Origin of the sequence: Microcoleus sp. Pol11C2, from assembly GCF_036701505.1 — a bacterium.
GTDB lineage: Bacteria > Cyanobacteriota > Cyanobacteriia > Cyanobacteriales > Microcoleaceae > Microcoleus.
Genome location: NZ_JAUBQX010000002.1, coordinates 116,568 through 129,439, shown reverse-complemented (window position 1 = coordinate 129,439; position 12,872 = coordinate 116,568). Strand labels below are relative to the sequence as shown.

The window sequence follows — 12,872 nt, the reverse complement described above, 5'->3', positions numbered from 1 at the left end:
GAATTGGATGTTGAAGGAAGAAAGAAGAAGGAAGAAGGAAAAAATAGCTATCCGTGTACCGATGACTTGTGCGTCTTGCTTTTGCCAATTGCCAATTGCCAATTGGTAATTACTGATTTTTCGGCGCTATTGGCTATTAGTTGTCACCGATTACGGATTACACGTTACCAAATTTATCTTGGAGTACCGCCGCCTCGGCTTGACTGACAAAATCGTGAACGAGGGCGCGGTACTCCTTCAACGTTTCAGATACCCAATCTCGATCCTCACTGTTGGCGAAGATATGAACCGTCGGTTCACTAGCATCAGGTAAAACTAATACCCAATTGTCGTCGCTGTAGTTAAAAATCTTCACTCCATCTAATAATTCTAAACGATCGGGCGAATGAGTTTCTACTAAATGTCGCATCAGCGAACCCTTGATAGTCCAAGGACAGCGGACGCTGTAACTGCGGTGGGTGATGCGGGGAAGTTCCGCCTTGATCTGTCCGAGCGATCGCTCCTGAATCGTCATCATTTCTATCACTTTAGCAATGCAGAACATTCCGTCAAATCCGGGATGCAACTGCGGGAAAATAAAACCCATAAGGCCGCTGCCGCCCAAAACCACATTCGGGTTCCTGTTAGCGGCTTCCATCAAAGCAGTTGGGTTCGCCTTTGTGCGGATTACCTGGCTTTGATAGCGTCGGGCGATCGCCTCCACCGCAGAAGACGCATGCACCGGCACTACTACTGTACCTTTGGGATGAGAAGTCAGCATCAAATTTACCATCAACGCCGTCAGCATTTCCCCACGAATCGCTATCCCAGACTCATCTACCAAAATGAGCTGTTCGCCGTTAGCCGATACCTGCACTCCAAAATTAGCGCTGAGTGCTTTCACCACCCGGCCGAGTTGGTCGAGCAAATATTCCCGTTCCCCGTTGCTTAGAGAAGTTTGCTTGAGACTGGCATTGAGGACCACCGCATCGCAGCCGAACTTGGCAAGCATTTGGGGCAAAATTGCTCCAGAAACCGCGTAAACGTAATCGATTACCACCTTAGTATTGCTGTAGCGTATTGCCTCAACATTCATCTGCCGCTCAAAAATGCGGTTGTAAACATCCAGAGCTTGGTTAAAGTACGTCATCTCTCCAATTTCCGGAATTAGAGCTCGCCGCAAATCTTCCTTAAAATAAGCCCCCTCAATTTTTTTCTCCGCTCCTTTAGTAATATTGATGCCTTTGATATCGAAGAATTCAATTAAAATGTGGTCGGATCGATCGGGCGAAATGCGAACATGAATGCCGCCGGCAATTGATATCGTAGACGAAACCGTGCGCGCGATCGGAATTGCCGTCGATTCCAAATTGAGCACATTAATTCCCACCGACATCAAACCCGCAATCAAAGACCTCGAAACCATCCGCGAAATGCTCCGCTGGTCGCGAGAAACCGATACCGAAGTCCCCGGTTTCAAAGTCGAGCCGTAAGCAGCGCCCAATTTCACCGCAAATTCCGGGGTAATATCCACATTTGCCAGTCCTTGAACGCCACGCTGACCGAACAAATTCCGCTTAGCTTGTTCTCCCCAAATTAAATTTTGATTTAACAGAGCGCCGGATTCAATATTTTTGCTCGGCCAGACGCGCACGCTTGGTCCCACCTGCCCTTCTTCTCCCACGATGGACATTGAACCGACGACAGCACCTTCGAGGACGTGAGCGCGCCTGTCTACGCGGGTGCTCCGGCAAATCACGCAGGCCCTAAGATGAGCGTCTTCACCGACAATTGCTCCGTTCCAGACGATGGGACGTTTGAGGTTGGCGTCCGCCCCGACAGTCACGTTATCTCCGATCACTGTACCGGCATCGATTTTAACTCGGGCTCCAATTCGGCAATTGTTGCCGATCATGGCCGGTACTTCGATGATCGCGCTATCGTCAATAAAAGTATTCTGACCTACCCAAATTCCCGATCGAACTTCGTTGTAGTAGCTCAAATCCAGTTTGACCTTTCCCCGCAGCGCGTCGTACTGAGATTCCCGGTAAACATCTAGCTGGCCGACATCGCACCAGTAACCCTCGGCGATGTAGCCGTACATCGGCTCATTTTTTTCCAGTAGCAGGGGAAACAAGTCTTTCGAGAAGTCGCACTCCTGATTTACCGGCAGGTAATCCAAGACTTCGGGTTCTAAAATATAAATGCCGGTATTGATCGTATCGGAGAAGATTTCGCTGCTAGAAGGCTTTTCCAGAAAGCGGCTGATGCGGTAATTTTCCTCGGTAATCACGACCCCGAATTCCATCGGGTTGGGAACGCGAGTTAAAATTAACGTGGCTTTGGATTGCTGGCTGCGGTGAAATTTGATCGCTGCCGTTAAGTCGAAGTCTGTGATGCTGTCGCCGCTGATGACCAGAAAAGTTCGATCGAGCAGTTCAGCAATATTTTTGACGCAACCAGCCGTACCCAGCGGTTGGTCTTCCTCCACAGCGTAAGTCATTTGAACGCCAAACTCTGTCCCGTCAGTAAAATATTCGCGCATGACATCGGGAAGGTAGTGCAGCGTCGCAATAATTTCCGTAATCTGATGCCTTTTTAGCAAATTAATAATGTGTTCTGCGATCGGGCGATTAAGAATCGGCACCATCGGTTTGGGCAAATCGCACGTCAGGGGTCTGAGCCTCGTTCCCGATCCCCCAGCCATCAGCACTGCACGCATAAAATCCTCCTTGCTTAAAAAGCTCTCTACCGCTATTGTCCGCTAGAAAAAGTTTGCCTGCTGTAATTCGTGGGCCACCAGCAATCAGTTCTTACTTAAATATCTTCGAGTAGTCACACGTCTGGGAAATCCCGTTCGGCGTGGCCGTCCCCCAACAGCAACCGATTTCAACCGAATTAGAACTTGCGGCATCGCACCAATCCCCCGGTCGAGCTCGGATTTGTAGGGGATGTTGGGTAATACCAGTTAAAAAAAAGAATGCAACTGTAGGCCCGTGCTCGAAACCCTTCTGTCATCAGTCATTCCCAATTCTTTAATTCTTGAATTCTTCAATCGTATAAGTGCTCTGAATCCTCGACTTTTGGCAGAAGTCCCTTCTTGCTTGCTCGGTGAAAGCTATTTCGGGGGTGTTATTTTTAAGTTTGTGGCCAGCGGGGATTTTGAAGTCTCTTTCTGAAGGTGGAATTACTACAGCTATCGGTGCGCCTTGGCGTCTGATAAATGATAGATTAAGGGTAGCGCTTTGACTAGCTGACCCAAAATCCTATCCATTGCTTAGGGGTTTTTTAAATGAGTACGTTAATTAGCTTGGCATTGCTGATCGCTTACGGTGGCGGTATTTGGAAATTTTGGAATGGTTTCGAGCGCACTAACTTCGACAGAAGTTTTACAAATCGCCTGAAGCTCTCGCTGCTCTGGCCCGCGTTAATTTTTAATAAGCCTTACCGCCAAAACTTTACAAAAGCTCTCAAAGCTTCTAAAAGGTAATTCAAGAATGTCTAAAAAGTCCGAGCGCCCAGCCGCGGGTCAGGAGCAGACTTGGTTTGCTAAAGGAAAATCAGATAGCTGGCAAGTTTTACTGTCGCAAGTCGCTTCTCGATTCGATCGCGAATACCGGGGAGAAGCTTTCGCTTTACCCGAAGAAGTCGAAGCAATGCCGATTTTCCTAGAATCAGTTGCAGGAACTCTCCAAGCAAAAACAGTTTCTCCCTTCTGGAAAATTGCCAAACCTCAAAAAAATCAGCGCTGTTTAGACATTGGCTGCGGAGTCAGCTTTCTCATCTACCCTTGGCGGGATTGGGAGGCATATTTTTACGGTCAAGAAATCAGCAGCGCAGCGCGAGACGCCTTAAACGCTCGCGGCCCTCAGCTCAATTCTAAGCTGTTCAAAGGCGTAGAATGGGCTCCCGCTCACCTGTTAAATTACGAGGAGGCTCAGTTCGATTTATGCCTCGCTACAGGCTTTAGCTGTTACTATCCCATAGACTATTGGAGTAGTGTCATGGGAGAAGTAAAGCGGGTACTAAAACCGGGCGGTCATTTTGTTTTTGATGTCCTCAACCCCGATGCTCCTTTAGCAGAAGATTGGGCAATTTTGGAAACTTATCGAGCCGGCGAAGTATTTTTAGAGACAATAGAAGATTGGGAAAAAATGATTAAAGCTGCGGGCGCTAAGGTAGTAAAAAAGCAAAGTGGCGACTTATTTCAAATGTATAAAGTTCAATACAATTGAGAGGTTAAGGGGAATAGGTAATTAGCTTTGTAGTCAAAACTTCAAGCGTCCCAAGCCTGGTCGGGCAGACGAAAAACTACTTTATTCTTAGTGGATCAAGTAGGGTGCGTCAGCAAGTATAAATTAGTTTGAGAACCAACAAATATTTAAGCTGACGCACCCTACTAACTACTAACTCACAATAGTCAAGCAAGCAGATTGGATATTACCCATTCCCGATTGCCAATTATCGATGCCCAATTAATTTTCGGTAGCTGCAGGAGATGGCGCAGCTTCCGGCGACGGTGACGGCGACACTTCCGGGGCCGGCGAGGGCGACACTTCGGCAGCAGGAGAAGGCGCAGCTTCCGGCGAGGGCGACACTTCTGGGGCAGGAGAAGGTGCAGCTTCGGGCTGCGGAGACACTTCGGCAGCAGGAGAAGGCGCAGCTTCGGGCTGCGGAGACACTTCGGCAGCAGGAGAAGGCGCAGCTTCGGGCTGCGGAGACTCTTGGGCGGGTTGCGGTTGAGGAGAAGGTGACTGTTCCGCGGCTGGTTTCGGTTCAGGCGAGGGCGACGGTTTAGCAGCAGGCTTGGGTGCCGACGGCGACGGTTGGGCCCCTGGCTGCGGTTTGTTCGACGGGGCCGGCGGCTTCTCAAATTGCGGCTTCACTTCAGTAGGCGCTGGGGAGGGCTGCTGACCTGTGGGTCTGCTGGGCGCTGCCGGGGCGGGCGCTGGCTGCTGCTGGCCTGGTGGGTTGGGCCTGGTTGGGGTGACAGGAATGCCACTACAAAGTTTTTCGTCGTACTTAAACTCGACAGCCAGTTGGTAAAGCTTGTGCGTGCTGGCTGCTTCAAATGTTAGAGAAGGGCTAATAATCGCAATTTTAGCCGCATTATCGAGAATACCGTAACCCGTGGGGACGATCGACTGTGGCTCGGCCTTGAGCAAGCCTTGAGGGCTGACAACTGCTCCAAAAACTGCTCTTCCTTGGAGTTTTTGCGAACAAGCTGTTACGGGATAAGGGACGTTCACAGGAGTCGGGTTCGTCATTTCCAAGTCAGGATAAGCCTTTTTGAATTTCTCAAACAAAGCAACATAGGTCTGTGCAGCCGCAAGTAGTGCCTCTTTGTCGGTGGGTAAGTTTGAACCCGGTTGGCCGGACTGAGTTTCTGCGATGAGATTCCTTTTATTGGGATCTTTTTGAGTCAATTTTGGTACTCCATCGGGTCCCACATTCCTGCCGGCAATTGGGAATTCCGGGGTAAAGACTGGAGCTCCGTCTGGAAATAGTGGAAGTCCGCCTCTACTGGCTATGATCTTTTTGAGCGCCTCTGCTTCATCTTCCGAGCCGCCGCCGGGAAGCTGGGGCGCTTCTGGCAGCGATGGTGGTGGCGGGATATTGCGATCAAAATTACCAGGTAAGGGTGGGAAAAGGAAACCGCTGGGAGGTACGGGTGGGACGAAAGTGGGTATTGGCTGGGAGGGGGCTCTGACTGTTGGGGATGGAGTTTTGGGAGGTGGCGGGGCTGTTGGAGCCGTTAAGGGCGGGAGAGGAGAATAAGGCAGAGGGGAAAAAAATCCAGGAGGGGGCATTCCCGGCGGCATGGCGGGCAAGTTGATGGTATCAGGTGGGGGGGGCAAGGGCGGGGCTAACTTTGGCGCTGGCCGAAGGGGAACTGGTGCGATAGAAAATGGCGTAAATCGCGTATTAGACGGTTTCGGTGGTATGGTTTGTGGCAGGCGGCCGGCTTCTGCGGGAGTTAGTTCTACTAAGCCGACAGAACCGGGGATATTTTTTGAGGAATTTCCACCATAAAGTATGTTTGAGAGCGTCGGGGCAGTTGCTCCGAGGACTCCGTGCAGGCTGACAGAAGCTAGGGCTGCCCACCAAAAAGGCTGGCGCAGGGGTTCGGAAAGGGTGTTGGCTAGGGAGGAAGAGTCAGTCATGACTATGGGAATGGGGAATTGGTAATTGGTAATTGAGAATTGATAATTGGGAATGAGAAGTTAATAGTTATTAATTGATATTTTTTTGGAGTGATTTTAAAAGTTGCGGTTGCGGAATTCAAAGGTATAATTTTAGCACGGTCGGTATCGAAATTGCCCGATCGACTTTTATTGAGATTTGGCGACCCTCACCTCAAGCACTCAAGCCTAGAAACCCGGTTTTTTGCCGGGTTGCACGCTTGTATAGCAACCGCAAATAGGGTGAGGACGTTGTTAATTGCTGAAACCATTGTTTTTCTTGCCGAATGCCTTTGGCCGAATCCTATACGCGGTTTCTCAGTTATTGTTGAGAATGGTGAGTCGGGCGTCAGGCGGGCCGGACTGGGGCGATGGAAAAAACAGACTGCGCCGTTGCCATACCGTCTTTTTTCGGGTTCAGGGGCCTAATTATTTCATTACACACGATCGAGCAAACGGATCGATCGGCGTTTCCAATTCGGTTACGAGATCAAAAAACTCAAAACTGATCGAGTTGGTGCGCGTTGTACGCGGAGGCTGTGGCGGCCATCTCAAAAGCCCCTTGATTCACCAGCGATAGCGGTAATTTTTAAAAGGAGCTCCCTCGATGGTGAGCAAGTCGATGGGATAAATTGGAGCGCCACTTGCCATATATTGAAACATTTCCCGAACTTCCTCTCCCCGCAACGACAACTGGTCTAATTCCTTGAGAGAATACCAGCCCGCGCACAAAGTATGCTCATCCGGCTTACTCTTGGGCGGCGTCTTATCTTGTGGACGAGCCACAAAAATGACTCGGAGGCGCACATTGCCCTTAGGCATCACTGTGTGCTCTACCCGGAGAATTCCCTCAACGATGATGGAAATGCCCGCTTCCTCAAGGGTATTACGCATAGCAGCTTCGAGCAAAGTTTCCCCTTTTTCCACTCGCCCTGCAGGGAGATACCACTGCTGCTCGTACTTGCGCTCTTGTACCAGTAGAAAACGGTCTTCTAAGTGAACGACAACTAGGGTAAAATACCATGTTTGAATCGGCTCGCGAGCCATAGAAGTAGATATTCCCTAAGCAAAAGGTTTAACGAGCGGCAGATGTTAGCAATCCAAAGGATGCTTCGGCAAGTGTCTTTGAACTTGAAAAACAGATCGTAGCACTCCGGCCGCAAAATCTAAAATCTAAAATTTAAAATCTAAAATTGACAATGCCATTACCAACCGTGATTTTACCAGGATATTTTGCTGCTGCTTCCGACTATCGCGAATTAGAAAAGTCTCTGGTCGATCGAGGTTTCCCAACAGTAACAGTGCCTCTGGGCAAGGGAGATTGGTTGCCGACTTTTGGCGGGCGGTCGATGGTGCCAATTTTGCGACAGCTCGATCGGACTGTCAAACAAATGTTACAGCAATACGGCGTTCCCCAGATCAATCTCGTCGGTCATTCCGCCGGCGGCTGGATTTCTCGCATTTATTTGGGCGAAAAGCCTTACACCATTCACGGCGACGTGGTTGAGGACGAGGGTTTGTGGGAAGCTCACCCTTATGTGAATACTTTAATCACTTTAGGCACGCCGCACGTCTCTCAAGAGCGCTGGACGCGCAAAAATCTAGATTTTGTCAAAATTCACTATCCGGGGGCTTTTCACCCGCAGGTGCGCTACGTGTGCGCTGCTGGGAAGGCTGTTTTTGGCAAGCGGGGTTTAGGGACTTGGCTGGCTTATAAAAGTTACGAGTTGACTGTGGGGAAAGGTGAAACTTGGGGAGATGGAATTACGCCAGTGGAAGCTGCTGTTTTGGACGGGGCGGAAAATCTGGTGTTGGAGGGGGTTTGGCATTCGCCTCGTTCTCCGGGGAAGTGGTACGGTTCACCGGAGGTTTTGCCGACTTGGATTGAATATTTGCGTTAGAAACGAACCGCGAAGACGCGAAGGACGCGAAGGAAGCAGAAGGTTTAAGGGAAGGATTTAGTTAAATATTTATATAAAGAGCGAGTTTAGTGCGGCACAACGCGCCCCTGCGATGCTATGTTTACTTGAATTTTTATGGCTAACTGAATAGATTGAAAAAATATTTTATGTTGCCTGATCAGTAAGATTCAGAAGTCACGGCGAACCACACAATCAAATTAGAGGTTGGCTGGGGTGGAATTGGGCGACAATGCTACTGTGCGCTTGGAGGCAGATAACGAATTTCAGCCGGATGCTTTGTGGAGAATTGATGCGGGAGGTCGATCGCAAATTAGGGATGATGATTATGTGCGATCACTATCCGTGCAATCAGCGCACTTTGAAATGCTGCAAAGGGAGAAAATTGTAACTGGAAAAAGAGGTAGGTGAACACAAGCTTCAACTCAACCTACAAGAGCTGTGATCGCACTAAGTTATGCTGCGACTACTTCGACAGACCTGAACATTATATCCATTCAACCTTTGATGCCAAATCTCTCATAAAGCATCTCTCTTAACCTATTGCTACCGCGTTTCACGAAGTCATCTTCAGATTCCTGCTCCAAAGGTTCACCAATTTGATTGCTGAAGTCAGATAAAAAAGATTGATTCTGGATTAAGCTCGACACCTCTTCTGAGAATTTTTGCTTTTCATTATTTGAAAATGAGAAGGGCGTCAACATAAGGAAAGTTCCTGCTGTTAAAGCCATTTGAAGGGATGGAAGAGTTAAATCAGATTCTGGCAGTGATTGAGTAGGTGATTGCTTAATCTCATCCATAAATTCCTTAAAATTACTCATCACTGATTGAGTAGGTGATTGCTCAATCTCATCCATAAGTTCCTTAAAATTACTCATCACTTATTCTCACTTGGTATGACGATTTTTCCACGAACCATAAAAAGCACGAAGCAGCTTTTCAAATGACTTGACAACTTCCTCTATAATTTTACCTTTCGTTTTATCATCCAACCGATTCCATAGTCTGAAAAACCAATTAAATAGTTCAGATAGCCAACCAAACATCCGTATACTCCAAAGCTACGAAACAGAATCTATAACCCAACGCTGTAATATTGGCTGCATATAGATAGCCAAGCTTACCTTTTCAATCGCTGGCAGTTTTCTGATATTTGCTGCGAGGTGCGAGGAAATACTAAAGCCAGACTAAACGCTGATGAAGGTTGGGTTGCAACAGGAAACCCAACCTACCAATTCAAACTGAACTAACTATCTTTACCCTTTACCTCCAAACAGTTTATATATTCCGTATCCAACAGCAGCCGCCGCAGCAACAGGTGCAGCAGCAACTATGGCAGTACCAGCGATCGCACCTCCCCCGACAACGCCACCGATACCAGCAAGGGTGCCCATAATTGCAGCACCAGAGGCACCGCCAGCTACCGTTACAGCACCAGCACCAACTAGACCAGCAGCAGCCCCAATATTTGTAGCTGTTCTTGCCGCTGCACGAGCATCATTCTCTTCCTCAGACAAGTTCGATTGCTCTTTGAACAAAGTTTCATTCATTATTTTTGCCCCCAGATAAGCTGGCCCCGCTGCTAATACCGCAGGAGCCGCCGCCATACCACCACCAACCACACCACCTGCTGCAGCTAGACCCGAAGTAATTCCTGCTCCTGAAGTTGCTGCAACAGTCAACCCTGTTGCAGCACTAGCAGCCGCGCCTACCGCAGCACCCGTTTCTGCAACCGCTTTGACTGTTTTGACTGTATTCCCATCAATGCCCATAGTTTTTTCAACAACATTTTCTACAACTTCGTCACCGACTTGAGTGGCAAAATCTTCCCAATTCATAACTCTATTTATCCTTTTAATACTTGTCCCATTATCCTTAATAAATTAAAGGTTTGTCTAGCCCAATAATGTTCTATTATGCCGCCAATCCTCTCTCGTTTTCACTCTAACTTTAATCTAATTTTGTACAAATTTGTACAAAAATGTACGAAATTGTTGGAAGTTGTGAGCTACAATACACAAAACTCTAGCGTCTCCCTGCCAGATGAATCTTAAAGAAATGTTAAATGTCGCCGATCGCATAGTTTTGGAGAAAACAGGTCAGCACCTTGACGATTTACAGGAAGCGGTACTGCGGGGAACTCTACAACGCGAGACATACAAAGAAATAGCTAAAGATTTTAACTGTTCTGAAAGTCGCATCAGGGAAATCGGCTCGGAATTATGGCAGATACTTTCAGAGGAGTTAGGAGAAGATGTCAGTAAATCGAATTTTCGCTCCACAATGGAGAGGTTGCAAAACTCTAATATTTTAAACTTTGCACAAGACATTGTAGTGAAAGGTAGTTTTAACACCTGTGGAGAACCTAAACACCCGCCAAATAGCCCAAACTCACAGCCAATAAATCAGGAAACATCTAACTCAAAACAAATTAAAACTCTACATCAAGATTTAAGCGAAATGCCAGAGTTGGGTGATTTCTACGATCGCCCCCTCGAACTCCACACCCTCACCACCTGGATTCTACAACAACGCTGTCGCCTCATAACCCTCACCGGCATCAGTGGCATCGGCAAAACCAGCTTAGCAGTGCAACTCGTACAACAAATTAAAGACGAGTTTGACTACGCAGTTTGGTACACACTAGACGAATTCCCCACCATAGAAAAATTTCAATCTAACCTAATACAGCTTTTTTCAAATTCAGAAAAACAAGATTTATCCCCAACCAACCAGAAACGCTTACCGCTGATTAAGTATTTACAAAACCATCGCTGTTTAATAGTCTTAGATGACGTTCACAACCTTTTCTGTAGGGGGGAATTTGCCGGAAAATACAAACCTGAATGCGAAGAATATCGCTCCTTATTAAAACAAATAGAAAAACTATCCCATCAAAGCTGCTTTCTGTTGATCGGTTGGGAACAACCGAGAGAAGTGACTCAAGTTAAAAACCAAAATACTTCCATTCGTACCTTACAACTCAAAGGTTTAGACATCGCCGCCGGCCAGGAAATTCTCAGAGATTATGGGTTAGAAAAAATCGACAACAGTGAAACTCTCATTCATCGCTACCAAGGCAACCCCATATGGTTAAAAAGCGTGGCGAATCTGATTCAAGACTTGGGAGGAGGCGTGACAGAGCTATTACCAAATGATACTATATTGTTGCCAGAAGATTTGAAAGATGTTTTACAGCAGCAGTTCGATCGCCTATCCGAACTAGAAAAACAAGTAATCTCCTTGTTAGCGAAAGAAAGGCAGCCAATCAACCGGGCAAAATTGCTAGAAAATGACCGAATTCCGGCTTCAGATTTGCTAAATGCGCTGCAATCTCTATCGCGGCGCTGCTTGATTGAACAACAAGCAAATTTTTACACGATTTCACCTGTACTGAGGCAATATGCGATCGCCTATGCGGTGTAATTGATATCTTTTAGTCTCCGGAGGCAGACTTAGTTTGTATAGTAGCGATTTCAATCGCCCAGTAACTAAATACATAAACTCGCCCAAACAAAAACCGGGCAACTTCAAAGCTACCCGGCAATCATAACTTTAGACCTCAGACAAATCTAAAATCTAAAACCTAAAATTCTTAAACAGCTACAGTCTTCTTAGCAGAAGAGCTCAATTCGCCCTTAGCATACTTAGCTGCAAAATCGTCCAAAGATACTTGCTTAATCTTTGTACCGTGACCAGCGCAACCGAAAGAGTTATAGCGATCGCTACAAACCTTCTGCATATACTTGATCGACGGCTTCAAGAAGTGGCGGGGGTCAAACTCATCTGGCTTAGCAAACAAAGCTTCGCGCACCGCAGCGGTAATCGCCAAACGGTTGTCAGTATCGATATTGATCTTGCGAACGCCGCACTTGATGCCCTTTTGGATTTCTTCCACAGGTACGCCGTAGGTTTCGCGGATTTTGCCACCGTTGCTGTTGATGATTTCCAGCAATTCTTGGGGTACAGAAGAAGAACCGTGCATCACCAAGTGAGTATTCGGCAAGCGGCGGTGAATTTCTTCAATGCGGCTGATTGCCAAAATTTCGCCAGTCGGCTTGCGAGTGAACTTGTAAGCGCCGTGAGAAGTGCCGATCGCAACTGCTAGAGCATCAACGCCGGTTTGCTCGACGAAATCAACAGCTTGTTCAGGATCTGTCAGCAACTGATCGTGAGAAAGCGCACCTTCAAAGCCGTGGCCGTCTTCTGCTTCGCCCATCCCTGTTTCCAGAGAACCCAAACAACCCAGTTCGCCTTCAACGCTAACGCCGATCGAATGAGCAACATTCACCACATCGCGAGTAACTTGAACGTTGTACTCGTAGCTGGCGGGAGTCTTAGCATCCGCTTCCAGAGAACCGTCCATCATCACGCTGGTGAAACCTTGGCGCATGGCAGAATAGCAAGTGCCGGGGGCATTGCCGTGGTCTTGGTGCATGGAAATGGGAATGTGAGGATAGGTTTCAACTGCTGCCAAAATCAAGTGGCGCAGGAAATTTTCGCCAGCGTAGGAGCGAGCGCCGCGAGAAGCTTGCAGAATCACAGGGCTGTTGGTTTCGTCAGCAGCGCGCATGATCGCTTGGATTTGCTCCATGTTGTTGACGTTGTAAGCCGGTAGGCCGTAACCATTTTCAGCCGCGTGGTCGAGCAGCAATCGCATAGGTACAAGCGCCATAGATATTCCTCCTAATTATTTGTGATTTTTGGGCAGTGAATTTTGGACAAGCTTAATTCTTACGATAATATTAAGACAATTTGCCACCGATCGCGCACTATCTTTCCAGATTTACTT

The 12,872-nt window shown here is 47.7% G+C and carries 11 protein-coding genes; 5 read left to right on the top strand and 6 right to left on the bottom strand.

Features of this window, described 5'->3' with window-relative positions; all coding sequences use genetic code 11:
* Positions 1-157 precede the first annotated feature (157 nt).
* Entirely contained in the window at positions 158-2,701 is a 2,544-nt protein-coding gene (locus QUA42_RS02065) for a mannose-1-phosphate guanyltransferase (RefSeq protein ID WP_333134655.1), read from the bottom strand.
* A 570-nt stretch (positions 2,702-3,271) separates the two neighbouring features.
* On the opposite strand from QUA42_RS02065, the gene QUA42_RS02060 reads away from it, so the two are divergent.
* Entirely contained in the window at positions 3,272-3,469 is a 198-nt protein-coding gene (locus QUA42_RS02060) for a hypothetical protein (protein ID WP_333134653.1), read from the top strand.
* 7 nt (positions 3,470-3,476) lie between these two features.
* Positions 3,477-4,214: a class I SAM-dependent methyltransferase gene (locus QUA42_RS02055; RefSeq protein ID WP_333134651.1), complete on the top strand. Its 738-nt coding sequence runs from the start codon at positions 3,477-3,479 to the stop codon at positions 4,212-4,214.
* Positions 4,215-4,454: 240 nt separating this feature from the next.
* On the opposite strand, the gene QUA42_RS02050 is transcribed toward QUA42_RS02055, so the two are convergent.
* Together QUA42_RS02050 and QUA42_RS02045 are read right to left on the bottom strand one after the other, a co-directional pair.
* A complete protein-coding gene (locus QUA42_RS02050) occupies positions 4,455-6,143 on the bottom strand; it encodes a hypothetical protein (protein WP_333134649.1) in 1,689 nt (562 codons plus the stop codon).
* A 585-nt stretch (positions 6,144-6,728) separates the two neighbouring features.
* A complete protein-coding gene (locus QUA42_RS02045; RefSeq protein WP_333036304.1) occupies positions 6,729-7,208 on the bottom strand; it encodes an NUDIX domain-containing protein in 480 nt (159 codons plus the stop codon).
* Between the two features lie 152 nt (positions 7,209-7,360).
* Here QUA42_RS02045 and QUA42_RS02040 point away from each other — a divergent pair, with 152 nt between their 5' ends.
* A complete protein-coding gene (locus tag QUA42_RS02040; RefSeq protein WP_333134647.1) occupies positions 7,361-8,062 on the top strand; it encodes an alpha/beta hydrolase in 702 nt (233 codons plus the stop codon).
* 234 nt (positions 8,063-8,296) lie between these two features.
* Positions 8,297-8,491 carry a hypothetical protein gene (locus QUA42_RS02035; RefSeq protein ID WP_333134645.1) on the top strand — a complete coding sequence of 65 codons (195 nt, stop codon included), beginning with the start codon at positions 8,297-8,299 and terminating at the stop codon, positions 8,489-8,491.
* Positions 8,492-8,577: 86 nt separating this feature from the next.
* Here QUA42_RS02035 and QUA42_RS02030 read toward each other — a convergent pair whose 3' ends face one another.
* Both QUA42_RS02030 and QUA42_RS02025 read right to left on the bottom strand, forming a co-directional pair.
* Positions 8,578-8,958, bottom strand: a complete 381-nt coding sequence (locus tag QUA42_RS02030; RefSeq protein WP_006633473.1) for a hypothetical protein — start codon at positions 8,956-8,958, stop codon at positions 8,578-8,580.
* Positions 8,959-9,336: 378 nt separating this feature from the next.
* Entirely contained in the window at positions 9,337-9,918 is a 582-nt protein-coding gene (locus QUA42_RS02025) for an RNA polymerase subunit sigma-24 (RefSeq protein ID WP_333134643.1), read from the bottom strand.
* A gap of 205 nt (positions 9,919-10,123) precedes the next feature.
* Here QUA42_RS02025 and QUA42_RS02020 point away from each other — a divergent pair, with 205 nt between their 5' ends.
* A complete protein-coding gene (locus QUA42_RS02020; RefSeq protein WP_333134640.1) occupies positions 10,124-11,506 on the top strand; it encodes an NB-ARC domain-containing protein in 1,383 nt (460 codons plus the stop codon).
* Between the two features lie 169 nt (positions 11,507-11,675).
* On the opposite strand, the gene fba is transcribed toward QUA42_RS02020, so the two are convergent.
* Positions 11,676-12,755 carry a class II fructose-bisphosphate aldolase gene (gene fba, locus QUA42_RS02015; RefSeq protein WP_006633469.1) on the bottom strand — a complete coding sequence of 360 codons (1,080 nt, stop codon included), beginning with the start codon at positions 12,753-12,755 and terminating at the stop codon, positions 11,676-11,678.
* Between the last annotated feature and the right edge of the window lie 117 nt (positions 12,756-12,872).